This window comes from Sinorhizobium kostiense (assembly GCF_017874595.1).
GTDB lineage: Bacteria > Pseudomonadota > Alphaproteobacteria > Rhizobiales > Rhizobiaceae > Sinorhizobium > Sinorhizobium kostiense.
Window position 1 is genome coordinate 253,963 of sequence record NZ_JAGILA010000004.1, and the last position, 19,949, is coordinate 273,911.

General features: G+C 64.1%; 16 protein-coding genes. All 16 read left to right on the forward strand.

From position 1 onward, the window contains the following. Positions 1 to 381: 381 nt before the first annotated feature. The 16 genes from mraZ to ftsZ all read left to right on the forward strand — a co-directional run bounded on the left by mraZ (position 382) and on the right by ftsZ (position 19,784). A complete protein-coding gene (gene mraZ / locus J2Z31_RS16515) occupies positions 382 to 822 on the forward strand; it encodes a division/cell wall cluster transcriptional repressor MraZ (RefSeq protein ID WP_209602658.1) in 441 nt (146 codons plus the stop codon). A 14-nt stretch (positions 823 to 836) separates the two neighbouring features. Then, a complete protein-coding gene (rsmH, locus tag J2Z31_RS16520) occupies positions 837 to 1,862 on the forward strand; it encodes a 16S rRNA (cytosine(1402)-N(4))-methyltransferase RsmH (RefSeq protein ID WP_209602659.1) in 1,026 nt (341 codons plus the stop codon). A 6-nt stretch (positions 1,863 to 1,868) separates the two neighbouring features. Next, complete coding sequence (ftsL, locus tag J2Z31_RS16525; RefSeq protein WP_209602660.1) at positions 1,869 to 2,252, forward strand: cell division protein FtsL; 384 nt, start codon at positions 1,869 to 1,871, stop codon at positions 2,250 to 2,252. Beyond that, positions 2,252 to 4,000, forward strand: coding sequence for a peptidoglycan D,D-transpeptidase FtsI family protein (locus J2Z31_RS16530; protein WP_209602661.1), 1,749 nt, complete (start codon positions 2,252 to 2,254; stop codon positions 3,998 to 4,000). The genes ftsL and J2Z31_RS16530 overlap by 1 nt, the downstream gene beginning before the upstream one ends. Positions 4,001 to 4,066: 66 nt before the next feature. Then, complete coding sequence (locus J2Z31_RS16535; protein ID WP_209602971.1) at positions 4,067 to 5,524, forward strand: UDP-N-acetylmuramoyl-L-alanyl-D-glutamate--2,6-diaminopimelate ligase; 1,458 nt, start codon at positions 4,067 to 4,069, stop codon at positions 5,522 to 5,524. A 1-nt stretch (position 5,525) separates the two neighbouring features. Continuing rightward, positions 5,526 to 6,953, forward strand: a complete 1,428-nt coding sequence (locus tag J2Z31_RS16540) for a UDP-N-acetylmuramoylalanyl-D-glutamyl-2,6-diaminopimelate--D-alanyl-D-alanine ligase (RefSeq protein ID WP_209602662.1) — start codon at positions 5,526 to 5,528, stop codon at positions 6,951 to 6,953. A 236-nt stretch (positions 6,954 to 7,189) separates the two neighbouring features. After that, positions 7,190 to 8,290, forward strand: a complete 1,101-nt coding sequence (mraY, locus tag J2Z31_RS16545; protein WP_209602663.1) for a phospho-N-acetylmuramoyl-pentapeptide-transferase — start codon at positions 7,190 to 7,192, stop codon at positions 8,288 to 8,290. Between the two features lie 6 nt (positions 8,291 to 8,296). Next, on the forward strand, positions 8,297 to 9,688 hold the full coding sequence (gene murD / locus J2Z31_RS16550; protein ID WP_209602664.1) for a UDP-N-acetylmuramoyl-L-alanine--D-glutamate ligase: 1,392 nt from the start codon (positions 8,297 to 8,299) through the stop codon (positions 9,686 to 9,688). Positions 9,689 to 9,764: 76 nt separating this feature from the next. After that, positions 9,765 to 10,919: a putative lipid II flippase FtsW gene (ftsW, locus tag J2Z31_RS16555; protein WP_209602665.1), complete on the forward strand. Its 1,155-nt coding sequence runs from the start codon at positions 9,765 to 9,767 to the stop codon at positions 10,917 to 10,919. A 3-nt stretch (positions 10,920 to 10,922) separates the two neighbouring features. Next, positions 10,923 to 12,056 (forward strand): undecaprenyldiphospho-muramoylpentapeptide beta-N-acetylglucosaminyltransferase, encoded by a 1,134-nt coding sequence (murG, locus tag J2Z31_RS16560; RefSeq protein WP_209602666.1) that lies wholly within the window; start codon positions 10,923 to 10,925, stop codon positions 12,054 to 12,056. Then, positions 12,053 to 13,477 carry a UDP-N-acetylmuramate--L-alanine ligase gene (murC, locus tag J2Z31_RS16565; protein ID WP_209602667.1) on the forward strand — a complete coding sequence of 475 codons (1,425 nt, stop codon included), beginning with the start codon at positions 12,053 to 12,055 and terminating at the stop codon, positions 13,475 to 13,477. Before murG ends, murC begins: the two co-directional genes overlap by 4 nt. Next, the gene (murB, locus tag J2Z31_RS16570; protein WP_209602668.1) at positions 13,464 to 14,438 is read left to right on the forward strand and encodes a UDP-N-acetylmuramate dehydrogenase; all 975 of its coding nucleotides are present in this window, start codon (positions 13,464 to 13,466) and stop codon (positions 14,436 to 14,438) included. Before murC ends, murB begins: the two co-directional genes overlap by 14 nt. 310 nt (positions 14,439 to 14,748) lie before the next feature. Beyond that, positions 14,749 to 15,675, forward strand: coding sequence for a D-alanine--D-alanine ligase (locus J2Z31_RS16575; protein ID WP_209602669.1), 927 nt, complete (start codon positions 14,749 to 14,751; stop codon positions 15,673 to 15,675). After that, the gene (gene ftsQ / locus J2Z31_RS16580; RefSeq protein WP_209602670.1) at positions 15,663 to 16,598 is read left to right on the forward strand and encodes a cell division protein FtsQ; all 936 of its coding nucleotides are present in this window, start codon (positions 15,663 to 15,665) and stop codon (positions 16,596 to 16,598) included. The genes J2Z31_RS16575 and ftsQ overlap by 13 nt, the downstream gene beginning before the upstream one ends. After that, a complete protein-coding gene (ftsA, locus tag J2Z31_RS16585; RefSeq protein ID WP_209602671.1) occupies positions 16,595 to 17,926 on the forward strand; it encodes a cell division protein FtsA in 1,332 nt (443 codons plus the stop codon). The genes ftsQ and ftsA overlap by 4 nt, the downstream gene beginning before the upstream one ends. A gap of 100 nt (positions 17,927 to 18,026) precedes the next feature. Beyond that, complete coding sequence (ftsZ, locus tag J2Z31_RS16590; protein ID WP_209602672.1) at positions 18,027 to 19,784, forward strand: cell division protein FtsZ; 1,758 nt, start codon at positions 18,027 to 18,029, stop codon at positions 19,782 to 19,784. Positions 19,785 to 19,949: the final 165 nt, after the last annotated feature.

A 19,949-nucleotide genomic window follows, 5' to 3' on the forward strand; every position in this document is an offset into this window, starting at 1 on the left:
GAATTTGACTGCGGCGATCGCTTCCGACCCTCGCGACGGTCAGCCGCACCGACCGTATCCGCAGCCGTATTTGCTCAGGATTCCAAGGCGTTGATGGTGCGGCCGTAACCCTTCGTTAAACTTAACAACCTATCAATATTTGTTCATCCGGAGGGCTCATTGCGAGCTTCTCCCATTGACGCCCATATGGTCCCATGTTATCCCATAATGGTACTGCGCAAGGGCCGCGTCGTGGCCCGTCACCGCGAAATTCCAGGGTTCCTTCCGTCGAAGGTTCAGGCAGGCGCGTTCGCGCCTGGCGGGGGTCTTTTGCGTGCGCAGGCAGTTGTCTGTGCGGGCCAATGACTGTGGCCCGTCAATCGGGGGCGGCCGTTTCGCGTCATGAACCGCTTCTTGTCGCATGCTACGAACCGGATCGATGCCAAGGGGCGGGTCTCCGTACCCTCGGCTTTCCGCGCCGTGCTTTCGGAGGCGGGTGTGCGGGAGGTATATTGTTTTCAGGACTTCGTCTTTCCGGCGATCAGCGTCGGAGGGCCGGAGCTTCTGGAGCGGTTCGAGAAGCAGATGGCGGCCGAGGATCCCTTTTCGGATGCGGCCAACCAGATGTCGCTGCTCGTTCACGGGGGCGGCGTCTTCTTGAAGCTCGACTCCGAGGGCCGGCTGATGGTGACGGATTTCATCCGCGACTTCACCGGCATCTCGACGGAGGTGACCTTCGTCGGTCGGGGCGATCATTTTCAGCTCTGGGAGCCGCAGGCCTTTGCGAGGGCGCAGGCGGAGGCCCGGGAAGGGCGAAAGCAACGAGGGCTGCGCCCAGGTTAGTGCGGAGAGGCGGAATGGTGGCGGATCAAGGCGACAGGACTTCTGAAGCCGATGGCGGACCGGTTCGCCACATTCCGGTCATGCTCGCCGAGGTGCTCGGGTCGCTCGAGCCTGCGCCGGACAAGACCATCCTTGACGGAACCTTTGGCGCCGGCGGCTACACGTCTGCGATCCTCGATCTTGGAGCGAATGTGATCGCGCTCGACCGCGACCCGACGGCGATTGCCGCCGGCCAGGCATTGGTCGCCGCTGCCGGGGGGCGGCTCAAGCTTGTCCATTCCCGATTTTCCGAGCTGGCCGAACATGCGCCGGAAGGCGGGCTCGACGGCATCGTGCTCGATATCGGCGTTTCGTCAATGCAGATCGACGAGGCGGAGCGAGGCTTTTCCTTCCAGAAGAAGGGGCCGCTCGACATGCGAATGTCCGCGACCGGCGTCACCGCTGCCGACGTGGTCAATCGCGCCAAGGTCTCCGATCTCATTCGCATCTTCGGCTTTCTCGGCGAGGAAAAGCAGGCGGGGCGGATCGCGCGGGCGATCGAGAAGCGCCGTACCGAGCAGCCGTTCGAGACGACCCGTGACCTTGCGGGCCTCATCGAAACGGTGGTGCCGCGCAAGGCCAAGGACAAGATCCATCCCGCAACACGCGTCTTCCAGGCGCTGCGCATCTTCGTCAACGACGAACTCGGTGAACTCGCCAGCGCGCTCTTCGCCGCCGAGCGCGTGCTGAAACCCGGCGGGCGCCTCGTCGTCGTTACCTTCCATTCGCTCGAAGACCGGATCGTCAAGGCCTTCTTTCAGGATCGCTCGGGCAAAGCGGGCGGCTCGCGCCATCTGCCGATGGTGGCAGCGCGTCCCGCAACCTTCACGCCAGTCGGCAAGCCTATGATCGCGGCCAGTGAAGCGGAAGCCTCCCGCAATCCGCGCGCCCGGTCTGCCAAGCTCAGGGCCGGCATGCGCACGCAGGCGCCCTCACCGGGAAGCGACCTGTCGATCTTCAACCTGCCGGAACTGGCGAGCCTTACGAAGCTGGGGAGCTGAGAAACGATGCTGAGAACGCTCGATATTGTTCTGATCATCATCATGACCGCGGCCGCGGCGGTCACCTACACGATCAAGCATCAGGCGGAGAACAAGCTCGAAGAGATCCGAAGACTGGATGCGGCGATCAAGCTCGAGGAGGACACGATCGACCTGCTCAAGGCCGACTGGGCGCTTCTGACCCAGCCGAGCCGGCTGGAGCGGCTTGCTGCCGTGTTCGCCGCCGATCTGCAACTCGCGCCGACGCCGCCGACCCAACTCGCGCAACCCTCGGAGCTGCCGATGCTGAGGGCGGAGCTGCCTCTGCCCGAGCCCGACAGTAAGGCCGAAGACGGTATTGCCGCGGTGATCGAGGCCGATAGGATCAAGACAGGTTCGGTGGCACGCTGATGTCCTTTCTCTCCCGTATCATGGTGCTGAAAAGCAAGGCCCATTTCTCAGCCGGCCGCAACAACCGGGTGGCCGAGGCCCGCCTCAATGTCGCCTTCCAGGGAACGCGCAAGAAAAGCGCCAGCCAGGCCAAGAACCGCGTGGCGATCGTCATCGCCAGTTTCGGCATCGTCTACGCGGTGATCGGCGGACGACTGGTGCAATACGGCATGGCGCAGCCGGAGACGGTTTCCTCTATCGGTCGCGCCGATAACCTGATGGCCTCGCGTCCCGACATTCTCGATCGCCATGGCGAAATCCTCGCAACTGACATCCGCACCGTGTCGCTCTACGCCGAGCCGCACAAGATCGTGGATGCCGACGAAGCTGTCGAGCAACTGGCGACGGTGCTGCCGGACCTCAACGCGCGAGAGATCTACCACAAGCTCAAATCCGACTCCCGCTTTCAGTGGTTGCGCCGGCAATTGACGCCGAAGCAGCAGAGCGAAATCCTGGCGCTCGGCATTCCCGGCATCGGCTTCCGTCCGGAGAAGCGCCGCTTCTATCCCGGCGGTCCAACCGCCGCGCATATCCTTGGCCATGTGAATATCGACAACCGCGGCATTGCCGGCATGGAGCGCTATATCGACAGCCAGGGGCTCGCCGATCTCGCGGCGATCGGCATGACCAGTGACGCCAAGCTGGAGCCGGTCAGGTTGTCGATCGACATACGCGTCCAGAACATCGTGCGCGATGTGATCGATGCCGGGATGAAGAATTATCAGGCGATCGCCGCCGGCGCCGTCGTGCTCGACGTCCACACCGGCGAGGTGCTGGCGATGGCTTCCGTGCCGGATTACGACCCGAACAAGCCCGCAGAGGGTGCCGAAGAGGGCTGGATGAACCGAATGTCGAACGGCACGTTCGAGATGGGCTCCACCTTCAAGACCTTCACCATCGCCATGGGCCTCGATTCCGGCAAGGTGACGCTCAACGACAGTTTCGACGCGACAGCGCCGATTCGCATCGGCGGCTTCACCATCAAGGACTTCAAGGGCAAACGCCGGGTGCTGACGGTGCCTGAGATCTTCCAGTATTCATCGAACATCGGCACGGCGAAGATCGCCGATCTCGTCGGCATTCCTGGCCACAAGGAGTTCCTGACGCGCCTCGGGCTCTTGTCGAAGCTGCCGACGGAGCTTCCTGAAGTAAAGGCGCCGACGCAGCCACGCGAATGGAAGAAGATCAGTTCGATCACCATCGCTTTCGGCCACGGCGTCTCGACGACGCCGCTGCAGACGGCCGTCGCGGGTGCCGCCCTCGTCAACGGCGGCAAGCTGATCCCGCCGACCTTCCTGCCGCGCGGTGAGGAGGAGGCGAACGATCTCGCAACCGTGGTCGTCAAGAAAAGCACCAGCGAAGACATGCGCTATCTTTTGCGCTGGAACGGCATTGCCGGTTCAGGCAAAAGAGCGCTGGTTCCAGGCTTCGACGTCGGCGGCAAGACCGGCACGGCTGACAAGGTCGTCAATGGCCGCTATTCCAACGACCTGAACTTCAATGCCTTTCTCGGTGCGTTCCCGATCGACAACCCGAAATACATCGTGCTGACATTCATCGATGCGCCGAAGACCGGCGAAGGCGGTGGCCGGACGGCAGGCTCCAACGCTGCACCCATGGTGCGCGACATTATCAGCCGCTCCGCGCCGCTTCTCGGCGTCGAGCCGAAATTCGGAGAAGACGGTTCTGCCTTGCTTGTGTCTTATTGACCGTGAAATGAGAATACGGGCGATTCGCCAGCGGGCGGATCGATTTCGATGTGAGACATGCAGTTGATGAAGATCAAGGACCTGGCGGGAACGGATTTCCCGGAACTCTCGGCACAGTTGACCGGTGATGCGGCGGATATCGAGGTCACCGGCCTCACGGCTGATAGCCGGCAGGTCAAGCCGGGCGATCTCTTCGTTGCTGTGGCCGGAACGAAGGCGAACGGAGCAGTCTATATTGCCGACGCGATATCGCGCGGTGCCGTAGCGGTCGTTGCCGGCGAACCGCACCAACAGGCCGGGGTCCCGATTTTAACGCTGCCGGATCCGCGCCGCTTCCTCGCGGCGGCGGCCGCGGCCTTCTTCGGCCGGCAGCCTGAAACGATGGTCGCGGTAACGGGAACGGCGGGCAAGACGTCGGTCGCCGCCTTTACGCGGCAGATCTGGGCGCATTCCGGCTTTTCGGCGGCGATGATCGGCACGACGGGCGTCGTGGCTCCCGGGCGGACCGAATACGGCTCGCTGACGACTCCCGAGCCGGTCTCGCTGCACAGGCTGCTCGCCGAACTGGCCGATGCGGGCGTCACCCATGCAGCCATGGAAGCCTCCAGCCATGGGCTCGACCAGAACCGGCTCGATGGGGTCAAGCTCGCCGCCGCGGCCTTCACCAATCTCGGTCGCGACCACATGGACTATCATCCGACGGTCGAGCATTACATGGCCTCGAAGATGCGGCTCTTCACGACGCTGCTGCCGAAAGGCTCTCCGGCGGTGATCTTTGCCGATGGCGAATGGTCCGGCGAGGCGATCGCCACGGCGCGCAATGCCGGCCATGACGTGCGCACCGTCGGGCGCAACGGCGATTACATCAGTCTGAAGCGCGTCGAGCATTTCCGTCACAAGCAGTCGGCGGAGGTGCATGTCGGCGACGACATCTTCGAGATTCACGTGCCGCTTGCCGGCGACTTCCAGGTCGCGAACGCCCTTGTCGCCGCCGGCCTCGCGATGTCCACCGGCATTCCGGCGAAGGCCGCCTTCGCCGCACTCGAAAGACTTGAGGGCGCCTCCGGCCGGCTGGAACTCGTCGGCCACACGAAGGACGGGGCGCTCGCCTATGTGGACTACGCCCACAAGCCGGATGCGCTTCAAAACGTGCTCGAGTCCGTGCGCCCATTCACCACCGGGCGGGTCATTCTGGTGTTCGGCTGCGGCGGCGACCGCGACAGGGGCAAACGCCCGATCATGGGGGAAATCGCCAGCCGGCTTGCCGATGTCGTCATCGTAACCGACGACAATCCGCGCTCGGAGGTGCCGGAGGTCATCCGTGCGGAGATCATGGCCGGTGCCACGGGAGCGACCGAGATCGGCGATCGTGCCGAAGCGATCCGCACTGCCGTCGCGATGCTCAGGAGCGGCGACACACTGATCGTTGCCGGCAAGGGACATGAAGAGGGACAGACGATCGGTTCCGTGACCCTGCCGTTCTCGGACCATGCGGAACTGATGAAGGCGCTCGGAGGGCTTTGATTTGACCTGGCTCTGGACAAGCAGCGATCTTCTGGCCGCCATGAACGGCCGTCCGGTCGGCACCTTGCCCGAAGGCATCGTCGGCATTTCGATCGACAGCCGGACGATCGGCGCGGGCGAGGCATTCTTTGCAATCAAGGGCGATCGCGTCGACGGCCACGACTATGCCGGGATCGCGCTTGCGAACGGCGCCTCGCTGCTCGTGGTCAGTGAGGCGAAGATCCCGGCGCTCGGGCGGCTGATTGCGCCGATGATCGTCGTCGACGACGTGCTCGAAGCGATGATCCGGCTCGGCTGCGCGGCGCGCGACCGCAGCGCCGCGAAGGTCATCGCCGTCACGGGTTCCGTAGGCAAGACGACGACGAAGGAGATGCTTCGCCACGGATTGTCACCGCTCGGGCGCGTCCATGCGTCCATCGCTTCCTTCAACAATCATTGGGGCGTGCCGCTGACGCTCGCCCGCATGCCGGAGACGACCGATTTCGGCATCTTCGAGATCGGCATGAACCATGCCAACGAAATCCGCCCGCTGACGCGGATGGTGCGCCCGCACGTCGCGGTCGTCACCAGCGTTGCCGCTGCCCATCTCGGCAATTTCGCAAGTCTCGACGAGATCGCCGCGGCCAAGGCCGAGATCTTCGAAGGCGTGGTTAGTGGTGGCCACGCGGTCATCAACGGCGATATTCCGCAATTTGGACTGCTGGAGCAGGCGGCGGCTGCGGCGGGCGTCAGTCACATCCATTCCTTCGGCGCCAGTCCCAAGGCCGAGTATCGTCTCGTCGAATTTGCCGGCGCGGCGGTCGGCTCCGTCCTGTGGGCGGGCATTGGCGGCAGAACGCTGGAAGTGGCGATCGGCGCCCCCGGTCGGCATATCGCCGAGAATGCCCTGGCCGTGATCGCCGCGGCTGAGCTCGCCGGGGCGAACATCGATCGCGTCGTCGCCTCGCTTGCGACGATGCAGCCGGAAAAGGGCAGAGGTTTACGGCATCGCCTCAGGGTCAGCGGCGGGTATCTGACGCTGATCGACGAGAGCTACAACGCCAACCCGGCGTCGATGCAGGCAGCCATCGCGCTTCTGCGCGACGCCGAGCCGGCACCCGGCGGCCGCCGCATCGCGATCCTCGGCGACATGCTCGAGATGGGCGAGCATGCGGCGGAGGTTCATGCCGCTTTGGCGGCGCCGATCGTCGAGGCGGGGATCAGCGACGTTTGGCTCGCCGGTCCCCAGATGGCGCATTTGCGCGACGCCCTGCCGGGGGAAATCTCCGTCGTTTACCGCGAAGCGGTAGGCGATCTCATCCCCTACGCTGTCGCCGCGGCCGCCGGAGGCGACGTGGTGATGGTCAAGTCCTCCAAGGGCACGGGCTGCGCGAAAATCGTCGAAGCGTTTCTCGATGCCTACCCCGGGGAGGCCGCGACGGAAGCGTAGCTGGTGACACCACCGGTCCCGGTGGATTGAAATCCTATAGCGCCGAGCGACACGCAAACGTCGCTGTAGCACTTTGAATCGCTGCATGGCTTTGTCCTTAAATCGAGGTCGATGTAAGGAGACATGCAGTAGGCCAGGGGGAAATGGCCTGACATAGTCGTATGCAAGCGGGTATCGTTCGTCAGATGATTCTGTTCGGGCGACGCCCGATTCCAATCTTTGGGGAAGGTCCCTTAATGCTGATCTGGCTCGTGGAACTGGCGGACCACTTTCAATTCTTCAACCTCTTTCGCTACATCACCTTCCGAACGGGCGCAGCACTCTTCACCTCCGCCTTGATCGTCTTTCTCTTCGGCCCGACAATCATCGATTCGCTTCGCATCCGCCAGGGTAAGGGGCAGCCGATCCGCGCCGATGGACCGCAGACGCATTTCAAGAAGGCGGGCACGCCTACCATGGGCGGCCTGATGATCCTCGCCGGCATCGTCGGCTCGTCGCTGCTCTGGGCAGACCTTTCGAGCGTCTATGTCGTGTCGACGCTTCTCGTGACGCTCGGCTTCGGGGCGATCGGTTTCTACGACGACTATCTCAAGGTCACCAAGCAATCGGACAAGGGCTTTTCGGGCAAGGCGCGGCTTGGCATCGAATTCGTGATCGCCTCGATCGCCGTCTATTTCATGATGCGGGCGGCGCTTTCCGCAGGCAGCGCCGGCTCCACCTTCGGCTCGTCAGTGACGTTTCCCTTCTTCAAGGACCTGATGCTCAATCTCGGCTTTTTCTTCGTGCTGTTCGGTGGCTTCGTGATCGTCGGCGCGGGCAATGCCGTGAACCTGACGGACGGTCTCGACGGGCTTGCGATCGGGCCGGTGATGATCGCATCGGCCGCCTTCGGCCTGATCGCCTATCTCGCCGGCAATGCGGTCTTCGCCAACTACCTGCAGATCCATTTCGTGCCCGGTACCGGCGAGCTCGCGGTCATTCTCGGCGCGGTCATCGGCGCCGGCCTCGGCTTCCTGTGGTTCAATGCACCGCCAGCGGCGATCTTCATGGGTGATACCGGTTCGCTCGCTCTCGGCGGGCTGATCGGTACCGTGGCCGTCGCGACCAAGCACGAGATCGTCATGGTGATCATCGGCGGCCTCTTCGTCATCGAGACGCTGTCGGTCATTATCCAGGTCTTCTGGTTCAAGCGCACCGGTCGCCGCGTTTTCCTGATGGCGCCGATCCACCACCATTTCGAGAAGAAGGGCTGGACGGAAAGCCAGGTGGTGATCCGATTCTGGATCATCGCCGTCATCCTCGCGATGGTTGGGCTTTCCACCCTCAAGCTCAGGTGAGCGACAATGATTCCGGTCACCACATTCAACGGCAGGAAGGTCGCACTTTTCGGCCTGGGCGGTTCCGGACTGGCAACGGCTCAGGCGCTTGTTGCCGGTGGAGCGGACGTCACCGCATGGGATGACAACCCCGACAGCGTCGAAAAAGCCGCCGCGGCCGGCGTCGCGACGCTCGACCTACGTGAGGCCGACTGGGGGGCCTTCTCCGCCCTCGTCCTCTCGCCCGGCGTGCCGCTGACGCATCCGAAGCCGCATTGGAGCGTCGACCTTGCGCAGCAGACGGGCGTCGAGATCATCGGCGACGTCGAGCTCTTCGTCCGCGAACGCCGCTCGCACGCACCGGATTGCCCGTTTATCGCGATTACCGGCACCAACGGCAAGTCGACGACCACGGCACTGATCGCGCATCTCCTCAGGACAAGCGGGCGGGACACGCAGCTCGGCGGCAATATCGGCACGGCGGTGCTGACGCTCGATCCGCCCAAGGCGGGGCGCTTCTACGTGGTCGAGTGCTCCTCCTATCAGATCGATCTCGCGCCGACGATCGAACCGACGGCTGGCATCCTCCTCAACCTGACACCTGACCACCTGGACCGGCACGGCACCATGCAGCACTATGCCGACATCAAGGAGCGGCTGGTAGCCGGCAGCCGCACCGCTATTGTCGGCGTCGACGACAGTTTCTCCAGTCTGATCGCCGATCGCGTCGAGCAAGCCGGCACGAAGGTCGTGCGCATCTCTCGCCGTCACGTGCTTGCCGATGGCATTTACGCCGAAGGCGCCAGGCTGATGCGTGCTCATGGCGGCACGTCCACGCTTTTTGCCGATCTCGCCGACATCCAGACCTTGCGCGGCGCGCACAATGCGCAAAACGCCGCCGCGGCGGTTGCGGCATGCCTTGCCGTCGGCATCGACGAGAAGCACATCGTCGACGGGCTCGCGAGCTTTCCGGGCCTCAAGCACCGGATGCAGCCGATCGCAAAAATCGGCGAGATTGTCTTCGTCAACGACAGCAAGGCGACGAATGCCGATGCGGCCGCACCGGCGCTTTCGAGCTACGACCGGATCTACTGGATTGCCGGGGGCCTGCCGAAGGAGGGCGGTATCACCTCGCTGGCCCCATTCTTCCCGAAGATCGCCAAGGCCTATCTGATCGGCGAGGCGGCGCCGGTCTTTGCCGCGACGCTCGGCGATACGGTGCCCTACGAGATCTCCGGGACGCTGGAAAGGGCGGTCGCGCGTGCGGCGGCGGACGCGGCGCGGGAGCGGGGAGGCCCTGTGGCCGTGATGCTTTCCCCGGCTTGCGCAAGCTTCGACCAGTACAAGAACTTCGAAGTGCGGGGGGATGCCTTCGTCGGCCATGTGGCGGCGCTCGAAGGCGTGACCATGCTCATCTGACGGCCGCGCAAAAGGAACAGCGGCAGTCGGGCGGTTTTGGACAGGGCGCGCGGGCGCCGGAAAAGGGGACAGACAGATGGTAAGCCGAGCCGAACGTGGCCCAGTGGCCGACTGGTTCTGGACGATAGACAGGCTCTTCCTGGCGACCTTCATCCTCCTGATGGGCGTCGGCTTCATGCTCTCCTTCGCGGCAAGTCCGCCGGTCGCCGAGCGGATCGGCCTCGAAAGCTTCCACTTCGTGAAGCGTCATGCACTCTTCCTCCTGCCGTCCCTTGCCGTAATGATCGGCATATCCTTTCTGACGCCGCGGCAGGTCAGGCGCGCGGCAATCATCCTGCTCGCGATCTCGCTCGGACTGATGGTTCTCGTCCTCTTCGTCGGCCAGGAGGTGAAGGGTTCGCTCCGCTGGATCTCGATCGCCGGCATTTCGATCCAGCCCTCTGAGTTCATGAAGCCCGCCTTCGTCGTCGTCTGCGCCTGGCTTTTCGCCGAGCACGCCAAGCAACCCGAGATCCCCGGCAACCTGCTTTCGATCCTGCTCTTCTGCATCGTCGGCGCTCTGCTGGTCGCGCAACCCGACCTCGGACAGACGATCCTGACCGCAACCGTCTGGGGCGGCATGTTCTTCATGGCCGGCATGCCGTGGCTGTGGATCATCGTGCTTGCGGGCGTAGGGATGGGGGGCTTCTTCGTCGCATACACGATGCTGCCGCATGTCGCCGGCCGAATCGACCGATTCCTGACCGGCGAGGGCGATACCTTCCAGGTGGATACGGCGCGGCAGGCGATCATCCGGGGCGACTGGTTCGGCCGCGGCCCGGGCGAGGGCGTGGTCAAGCGGATCATCCCCGACAGCCACACCGACTTCGTCTTCTCCGTGGCGGCGGAAGAGTTCGGCATCGTCTTCTGCATGGTGCTCGTGGTGATCTTCGCGTTCCTGGTGATGCGGGGGCTCAATCATGCCTTTCGTGAACGCAACGATTTCAACCGGTTTGCCGTGGCCGGCCTCGTGCTGCAGGTCGGCATCCAGTCGATGATCAATATCGGCGTCAATCTCGAGCTGCTTCCGGCCAAGGGCATGACCCTGCCGCTGATTTCCTACGGCGGATCGTCGATGGTGGCGATCTGCGTGACGGCCGGGTTCATCCTCGCCTTGACACGGCACCGACCGGAGAAACGCGCGGTCGAGCGCAGCCTCTTTCGATCGGGCGTCGGGGTGCCGGCGGAGTAGGATATGAACAAGAGTACCGACAGGGGCATCGTCCTACTTGCCGCCGGCGGAACCGGCGGGCACCTCTTTCCGGCGGAAGCCTTGGCGCATGAACTGAAGGCGTCCGGCTATTCCGTACACCTGGTGACCGACGATCGCGCCGAGCGCTATGCCGGCAAGTTCCCGGCCGAGGAGATTCATGTCGTGCCTTCGGCGACGATCGGATCGAAAAACCCGATCAAGCTGGCACGGTCGATCTTGAAACTCTGGACGGGTCTGAGGGCGGCGCGGCGTCTGATCACCCGGTTGAAGCCTAAGGCGATCGTTGGTTTCGGTGGTTATCCGACCGTGCCGCCGCTGCTTGCCGCGACGCAGATGGGCGTTCCATCGATCATCCATGAGCAGAATGCCGTCATGGGCCGCGCGAACAGGCTGCTTGCCTCCAGGGTAAGAGCCATTGCCGGCGGCTTCCTGCCGGAAGGCGCCGGTGCCTTTGCCGCAAAGACGGTCACGACCGGGAATCCGGTCCGCCCGGCGGTGCTCGAGGCGGCCGAGGCAGCCTATTCCGCCCCTGGCGATCAGCCATTCCATCTGGTCGTCTTCGGCGGCAGCCAGGGGGCGCAATATTTCTCGAGGGCTGTGCCACAGGCGATCAGCCGGCTCGACGACGAAGAACGTCGCAGGCTGAAAGTCACGCAGCAGGCGCGCCTGGAAGACAAGGATGAGGTCATTGCCGCCTACGGACGACTTGGAGTAGCCGCCGAGGTCTCGCCCTTCTTCACCGACATGGCAGCGCGGATCGCTTCGGCGCATCTCGTCCTCTGCCGCTCCGGCGCCTCCACCGTTTCGGAGCTTTCGGTGATCGGCCGTCCGGCAATCCTCGTGCCCTATCCCTATGCGCTCGACCACGACCAGGCGGCGAATGCGGCGGCTCTCGCGGCCAAAGGCGGGGCGCGCGTGATCGCGCAGTCGGAACTCAGCGCCGAAAGGCTCGCGAGCATTCTTACGGACGCCATCAACCACCCGGAGACGCTTGCCCAAATGGCGGCGAATGCGCGCGAGGCCGGCCAGCCGCAGGCGGCGCGCTTGCTTGCATCCCTGGTAGAGGCTATTGCCAGCGGCTCGACAGTCGCGAAATTCAAGGAAACACGCTCATGAAAATGCCGACGACGATCGGGCTCGTACATTTCATCGGTATCGGCGGCATCGGCATGAGCGGCATAGCCGAGGTCCTGCACAATCTCGGCCATCGCGTCCAGGGCTCGGATCAGGCCGACAACGCCAATGTCCAACGGCTGCGCGAGAAGGGCATCCAGATCTCGGTTGGCCACAGGGCGGAAAACCTCGGCGATGCCGAGGTGGTCGTCGTTTCGACCGCGATCAGGAAGGACAATCCGGAGCTCATCGCCGCGCGCGAGAAGTCCCTGCCGGTGGTGCGGCGTGCGGAGATGCTTGCGGAACTGATGCGCTTCCGCAACGCGATCGCCATCGGCGGCACGCACGGCAAGACGACGACGACCTCGATGGTCGCGGCGCTGCTCGATGCCGGTGGCCTTGACCCGACCGTGATCAACGGCGGCATCATCAACGCCTATGGCACCAATGCACGCATGGGCGCGGGCGAGTGGATGGTCGTGGAAGCGGACGAATCCGACGGCACGTTCCTGAAGCTTCCCGCCGATATTGCTATCGTCACCAATATCGACCCGGAACATCTCGATCACTACGGCAATTTCGATGCGGTGCGCGCGGCCTTCCGGCAGTTCGTCGAGAACGTGCCCTTCTACGGGTTCGGCGTGCTCTGCCTCGACCACCCGGAGGTGCAGGGGATGGTCGGCAAGATCGAGGACCGCAAGATCATCACCTATGGCGAGAATCCGCAAGCCGACGTGCGCTATCACAATATCCGCATGGACGGCGCCACGTCCGTCTTCGACGTGGTGATTCGCCGCCGCCGCACCGGCCAGGTGATCGAACTCAAGGACCTGCGGCTGCCGATGCCGGGCCGGCACAACGTCTCGAACGCCACGGCGGCGGTCGCCGTCGCGCAGCGCCTCGGCATCAAGCCGGAGGCCATCGCTCGTGGGCTCGCCGCCTTCAGCGGCGTCAAGCGCCGCTTCACGCTGACGGGCGAATGGAACGGGGCGCGCATCTTCGACGACTATGGTCATCACCCCGTTGAAATCAAAGCGGTGCTCCGGGCGGCGCGCGAGGCTTGCCGCGGTCGCATCATCGCCGTTCACCAGCCGCACCGCTACTCGCGCCTGTCGAGCCTGTTCGAGGATTTCTCCTCCTGCTTCAATGATGCCGACACGGTCCTGATCGCGCCGGTCTATGCGGCGGGCGAGGAAGCGATCGAGGGCGTCAACTCCGAAGCGCTCGTCGGCAGCATCAAGGCAGCCGGTCACCGTGACGCGCGCTATCTCTCCGCACAGGAAACGCTGGCGCCGATCGTCTCCAAGATTGCGCAGCCGGGCGACTTTGTGGTTCTCTTGGGGGCTGGCAGCATTACCAATTGGGCCGCGGCCCTGCCCAGGGAGCTCGCGGAAATTTCAGGAATTGAGCATGAAGCAGGTTAACGGTCAAAAGATCCTGGAGGCGCTCGGAAGCGGCGTCGACGCAATTCGCGGCCGCATCACGCCTGACGCGCCGATGGACCGCGTGACCTGGTTTCGCGCGGGCGGGCTTGCCGAGCTCATGTTCCAGCCGCATGACACGGACGATCTCATCGCGTTCCTGAAGCTCGTTCCGAAGGGCGTGCCCGTCATGGTTGTCGGTGTCGGCTCCAACCTGCTCGTGCGCGACGGCGGCATTTCCGGCATCGTGATCCGGCTGTCGGCCAAAGGCTTCGGTGACCTCGAACTCGTCGGCGAGAACCGCATCAAGGCCGGCGCAATCTGCCCCGACAAGAACATCGCGGCCATGGCGCTCGACCACGGCATTGGCGGCTTTCACTTCTTTTACGGCATTCCGGGATCGATCGGCGGCGCGCTGCGCATGAATGCGGGCGCCAATGGCGGCGAGACGACCGACCGCGTCGTCGAAGTTCACGCCGTCGACCGGCAGGGCAAGAAACATGTGCTCAGCAATGCCGACATGGGCTACTCCTATCGCCATTCGGATGCGGCCGGGGACCTGATCTTCACGCATGCAATCTTCGAGGGCTATCCGGAGGACAAGGCGAAGATCCGCAGCGACATGGACGCAGTGCGCCAGCATCGTGAGACGGTGCAGCCGATCCGCGAAAAGACCGGCGGTTCCACCTTCAAGAATCCGGAAGGCCATTCCGCCTGGAAGCTGATCGACGAGGCCGGCTGCCGCGGCATGATGATCGGCAGCGCCCAGATGTCGCCGCTGCATTGCAACTTCATGATCAACACCGGCCAGGCGAGCGGCTACGAGCTCGAATATCTCGGCGAGACGGTGCGTGCCCGCGTGATGGAGCATTCCGGCGTGAAGCTCGAATGGGAGATCAAACGAGTCGGCAACTTCATGCCGGGCCACGAGATCAAGGAATTCCTCGGCCGCGCTACGGCCTGATCCGAGCTACTCGTCCGAAAAGCCGCGATGACGCTCGCGGCCTTCTGCGTGTGCCGACGCCCGCGGAACCGCCTCGCGGCACATTTCTCGCCCCTGCCTTAGAAAGCGCCGATTCAGCCTTGACGGCTGTTATCGGTTGATTCTGCACGCGCGGGAGCCGGCTGGCACCGCAACAAGAGTTAACCAAAGTAAACGGTTCATTAACCATAATGTCGTTGTAGTGGCCCTACGCGGCGATCTCGCGACTCGGGGCTGATTCAGCCAGACGCAAGCAAGCTTCGCGATAGTGGCGTATTGTTTGGGGGTTTGAATGAGCGGCAAGCATGTTGCTGTCCTGATGGGCGGGTTTTCCTCGGAGAGGCCGGTGAGCCTGTCATCCGGGGCGGCTTGCGCGGATGCCCTGGAGGCCGAGGGCTATCGCATCACGCGAGTCGATGTCGGGCGCGATGTCGCTGCGGTGCTGGCGGAATTACGCCCGGATGTCGCTTTTAATGCCCTCCATGGCCCCTTCGGTGAGGACGGAACGATCCAGGGCATCCTGGAATATCTGGAGATCCCCTACACCCATTCTGGCGTGCTTGCCTCGGCGCTGGCGATGGACAAGGCCCTGGCCAAGCACGTCGCCGAGGCTGCCGGCATTCCGGTCGCCGAAGCGCTGGTCATGGATCGCCACGACTTCGGCAGCGAGCATCCGATGAAGCCGCCCTATGTGGTGAAGCCGGTGCGCGAAGGCTCGAGTTTCGGCGTCGTGATCGTCAAGGAAGATCAGTCGCATCCGCCGCAGGTGGTTACCTCGAGCGAGTGGCGCTATGGCGACCGGATCATGGTCGAGCGCTATGTCTCCGGCCGCGAGCTGACCTGCGGCGTGATGGGCGACGTGGCGCTCGGAGTGACTGAAATCATTCCCCAGGGCCATGCCTTCTACGACTATGACTCCAAATACGTAAAAGGCGGCTCAAGACACGTCATTCCGGCTGAGATTTCACCAAATATTTACCAAAAAATACAAACACTCGCATTGAAGGCGCATCAGGCAATCGGCTGCCGCGGCGTCAGCCGCTCCGACTTCCGTTTCGATGATCGCGGCGACGGCGAGGGCGAGGTGATCTGGCTGGAAATCAACACCCAGCCGGGGATGACCCCGACTTCTCTGGTGCCGGAAATGGCGCAGCATGCGGGCCTTCGGTTTGGTGAGTTTCTTAAGTGGATGGTGGAGGACGCATCGTGCTTGCGCTGAGGGGCAGAAGGGGCAGAAGGGTTCGTCGCCCGCTCGGCGCTCCGGCCGAGGCGGACGAGGCATTCGTATTGCCGCGTCCGCTGCGCAAGAGTGTGCGCTTCCTGGTGGGTCTCGGCACCGGTCGCGTTCGCTTGCCGGCTCATACCGGCACATTCTCCGCGGCCGCCTTCCTGCTGGCGACCGGTCTCTATGGCATGTCACTCGGCGGCCACACGCAGGATTTCGCGCAGGCATCGACGACGGCGGCCGGCTTTGCAATCGAGGACGTGCGCGTCTCCGGCAACGAGCAGACGTCCGAGATAGATATTCTCCAGCAGCTCGGTCTGGACGGTACGACCTCGCTGGTGGCGCTCGACATTGCCGAGGCGCGCAGGCTGATCGGCCAAATGCCGTGGGTCGAAAACGTCACCGTGCGCAAGGTCTATCCAGGCACGATCGAGGTGAACCTCACCGAACGCCAGGCCTTCGGTATCTGGCAGCACGGATCGGACCTGTCGCTCATCGAGCGCAGCGGTAGCGTCATCGCGCCCTTGCGCGACAACAAGTTCGCCGCGTTGCCGCTCTTTGTCGGCCGCGATGCCGAGACGGCGGCCGCGGCCTTCTACGATGAGTTCTCTCGCTGGCCGGAATTCCGCTCGCGCGTGAGGGCTTTCGTGCGCGTGGCGGGCCGGCGCTGGGACCTGCGTCTCGATAACGGCATCGTCGTCAAGTTGCCCGAGAAGGACGTTGCGCGGGCGATGAAGGTTTTGGCCGAAATGGAAGAGGGGCATCAACTGCTCGAGCGCGACATCGCCGCCGTCGATCTGAGGCTTGAGGATCGTACGACCGTCCAGTTGACCCCGGAGGCGGTCGCGCGCCGGGAGGTCGCACTGAAGGCGAGGGAGAAGATGCTGAAGGCGCAGGAGAAGGAGAGGCGGATATGAGCCTGTTCGGTTCCTCGAGTTTCGGCCTTCCGCGTCTGAGGCCGCTTCCTTCGAAGCGCGCCCACGTCGTCTCCGTGCTCGACATCGGCTCGACCAAGGTCGTCTGCATGATCGGCCGGCTGACGCCACGGGCCGAGAGCCAGATTCTTCCCGGTCGCACCCACAACATCGAGATCATCGGCATCGGCCATCAAAAGTCGCGCGGCGTGAAGAACGGCGTGATCGCCGATCTTGATGCGGCCGAAAGCGTCGTGCGGCTTGCAGTGGACGCTGCCGAGCGCATGGCTGGTCTCACGATCGACAGCATGATCGTCAACGTTTCCGCCGGCCGCCTGCAGAGCGACGTCTATACGGCAACGATCGACCTTGGTGGCCAGGAGGTCGATGCGAGCGATCTCAGGAAGGTGCTCGCAGCCGCCGGCCAGCAGTCGCAGCGTGCGGATCGGGCGATCCTCCACTCGCTGCCGACCGGATTCTCGCTCGACGGCGAGCGCGGCATTCGCGATCCGCTGGCGATGTTCGGCGACGTGCTGGGGGTCGACATGCACGTACTGACGGCGGAGCGTTCGGCGCTCAAGAACCTCGAGCTTTGCGTCAACCGTGCGCATCTTTCGGTCGAAGGCATGGTCGCGACGCCCTATGCAAGCGGTCTTGCGGCGCTCGTCGACGACGAGGTCGAACTCGGCTGCGCGGCGATCGACATGGGCGGCGGCACGACTACGATCTCGGTCTTTGCCGACGGCAAGCTGGTCCATGCGGACGCTGTCAGCCTCGGCGGACATCACGTGACCACCGATCTCGCGCGCGGTCTTTCGACGCGTATCGAGGACGCGGAGCGGCTCAAGGTCGTGCACGGCTCGGCGCTCGCCAACAGCGCCGACGAACGTGACATGGTCTCCGTTCCGCCAATCGGCGAAGACGATCGCGACCAGCCGACCCACGTACCGCGTGCGCTCGTTTCGCGGATCGTTCGCGCCCGGATCGAAGAGACGCTGGAGCTTATCCGCGATCGTATCCAGCGCTCCGGCTTCAGTCCGGTGGTGGGCAAGCGGATCGTGCTGACGGGCGGCGCCAGCCAGTTGACCGGCCTGCCGGAAGCGGCGCGGCGAATCCTGGCGCGCAATGTCCGCATCGGGCGGCCGCTCGGGGTTTCGGGCCTGCCGGCTGCCGCCAAGGGCCCGGCCTTTTCCACGGCCGTCGGGCTGATGATCTATCCGCAGGTCGCAGATCTCGAGACTCATGCCAGCCACGGCGGCATGCTCTCGGCCTTCGGCGGCGGCAACAGTCGCATCGCCCGCATGGGGCAATGGCTGAAAGAAAGCTTTTGAGGCTTCGCCAGCGGCAGGGCGCCGGGCGGAGCAAGAGTTTGAGTTTTGAAGGATTTGGCCGGCTCGGCAAGGCGGCCAGGGAAAGAGAAGGAACGGTAAAATGGCCATCAACTTGCAGAAGCCGGACATTACCGAGCTGAAGCCCCGCATCACGGTCTTCGGCGTCGGCGGCGGCGGCGGCAATGCCGTCAACAACATGATCACCGCGGGCCTCCAGGGCGTCGACTTCGTCGTCGCCAACACGGATGCGCAGGCGCTGACGATGACCAAGGCAGAACGGATCATCCAGATGGGTGTCGCCGTCACCGAAGGCCTTGGCGCAGGCTCGCAGCCGGAAGTCGGCCGGGCAGCCGCCGAAGAGTGCATCGACGAGATCATCGATCACCTGAACGGCACGCATATGTGCTTCGTCACCGCCGGCATGGGCGGCGGCACCGGCACAGGTGCCGCCCCGATCGTTGCCCAGGCCGCCCGCAACAAAGGCATCCTGACCGTCGGTGTGGTCACCAAGCCGTTCCATTTCGAAGGCGGGCGCCGCATGCGCATCGCCGACCAGGGCATTGCCGACCTCCAGAAGTCGGTGGATACGCTGATCGTCATCCCGAACCAGAACCTCTTCCGCATCGCCAACGACAAGACGACCTTTGCGGACGCCTTCGCCATGGCCGACCAGGTCCTCTATTCGGGCGTCGCCTGCATCACCGACCTCATGGTCAAGGAAGGCCTGATCAACCTCGACTTTGCCGACGTCCGCTCGGTCATGCGTGAGATGGGCCGCGCCATGATGGGCACCGGCGAGGCTTCGGGCGAAGGCCGCGCCATGGCCGCCGCGGAAGCAGCGATCGCCAACCCGCTGCTCGACGAGACCTCGATGAAGGGTGCACAAGGCCTGCTCATTTCCATCACCGGCGGCCGCGACCTCACGCTCTTCGAGGTCGATGAAGCCGCGACGCGCATCCGCGAGGAAGTGGATCCGGACGCCAACATCATTCTCGGCGCGACCTTCGACGAGGAACTCGAAGGCTTGATCCGCGTATCGGTCGTCGCCACCGGTATCGACCGTGGCGTGGCGGAGGTTTCCGGTCGCTCGGCCGACTTTCGTCCGGTAGCACCGAAGCCGGTCGTTCGCCCGTCCGCCGCGGTTGCGGCGCAGCCGCAGCCGGTCGTGCCCCAGCAGCCTGCACCGCAGCCGCAGCCGATGCAGCAGGCCGCGCCGCAGCCGGTCCGGTCGGTCGACCAGGTGGCGCTTGCGATCCGCGAGGCGGAAATGGAGCGGGAGCTCGACATCGCCACCCGCGCCGAGATCGCAGCACCTGTCCAGCAGCCGCAGGAGGAGTTTCGTCCGCAAAGCAAGCTCTTTGCCGGGACCGCTCCGGTGGAAGCCGCACCCGTAGCGCGTCAGGCAGTTCCGGCACAGCGGCCGGCAGAAGCACCGGTGCAGGCCCAGGCGGCGCCGCATCCGATGCGTCAGGAACCGGCGCCCGTCATGCGCCAGCATGCCGAGCCGGTTCGCATGCCCAAGGTCGAGGATTTCCCGCCGGTCGTAAAAGCCGAGCTGGAACATCGTGCCCAGCCGGCTCCGATGCAGGAAGAACGCGGGCCGATGGGTCTCCTCAATCGGATCACCAGCTCGCTTGGCCTGCGCGAAAGGGACGCCAACCAAAGCGTGTCGGCTGACATGACGGCTTCCGCACCGAGTGCCGCCTCGCAGCAGCGCCGGCCGCTCTCGCCGGAGGCGAGTGTGTACGCGCCGCGCCGCGGCCAGCTTGACGACCATGGTCGCGTCACGCCGCAGATGCGCTCGCACGACGATGATCAGCTCGAGATCCCGGCGTTCCTGCGTCGTCAATCGAACTGATTAGAACGACGTTCCTTCCCTTGCCGATGCCCGGGCTCTAGCCCGGGCATTTTCAGTTGCGCCTTGTTTTTCAAGGAATTACCGATTGTGTTGTGCGCATTTGTATTGCGTAACAAAGCGAAACGAACAGTGATTTGGAATGGTGCCTCCGAAACTTTATTTTCA

Excerpts from the sequence above, each read along its gene's own strand:
- J2Z31_RS16530 (WP_209602661.1), top strand. The coding sequence starts at position 2,252 with ATGTCCTTTCTCTCCCGTATCATGGTGCTGAAAAGCAAGGCCCATTTC.
- J2Z31_RS16535 (WP_209602971.1), top strand. The coding sequence starts at position 4,067 with ATGAAGATCAAGGACCTGGCGGGAACGGATTTCCCGGAACTCTCGGCA.
- rsmH (WP_209602659.1), top strand. The coding sequence starts at position 837 with ATGGTGGCGGATCAAGGCGACAGGACTTCTGAAGCCGATGGCGGACCG.
- ftsZ (WP_209602672.1), top strand. The coding sequence starts at position 18,027 with ATGGCCATCAACTTGCAGAAGCCGGACATTACCGAGCTGAAGCCCCGC.
- mraY (WP_209602663.1), top strand. The coding sequence starts at position 7,190 with ATGCTGATCTGGCTCGTGGAACTGGCGGACCACTTTCAATTCTTCAAC.
- murG (WP_209602666.1), top strand. The coding sequence starts at position 10,923 with ATGAACAAGAGTACCGACAGGGGCATCGTCCTACTTGCCGCCGGCGGA.
- ftsW (WP_209602665.1), top strand. The coding sequence starts at position 9,765 with ATGGTAAGCCGAGCCGAACGTGGCCCAGTGGCCGACTGGTTCTGGACG.
- ftsL (WP_209602660.1), top strand. The coding sequence starts at position 1,869 with ATGCTGAGAACGCTCGATATTGTTCTGATCATCATCATGACCGCGGCC.
- murB (WP_209602668.1), top strand. The coding sequence starts at position 13,464 with ATGAAGCAGGTTAACGGTCAAAAGATCCTGGAGGCGCTCGGAAGCGGC.
- J2Z31_RS16575 (WP_209602669.1), top strand. The coding sequence starts at position 14,749 with ATGAGCGGCAAGCATGTTGCTGTCCTGATGGGCGGGTTTTCCTCGGAG.
- murD (WP_209602664.1), top strand. The coding sequence starts at position 8,297 with ATGATTCCGGTCACCACATTCAACGGCAGGAAGGTCGCACTTTTCGGC.
- murC (WP_209602667.1), top strand. The coding sequence starts at position 12,053 with ATGAAAATGCCGACGACGATCGGGCTCGTACATTTCATCGGTATCGGC.
- mraZ (WP_209602658.1), top strand. The coding sequence starts at position 382 with ATGAACCGCTTCTTGTCGCATGCTACGAACCGGATCGATGCCAAGGGG.
- ftsA (WP_209602671.1), top strand. The coding sequence starts at position 16,595 with ATGAGCCTGTTCGGTTCCTCGAGTTTCGGCCTTCCGCGTCTGAGGCCG.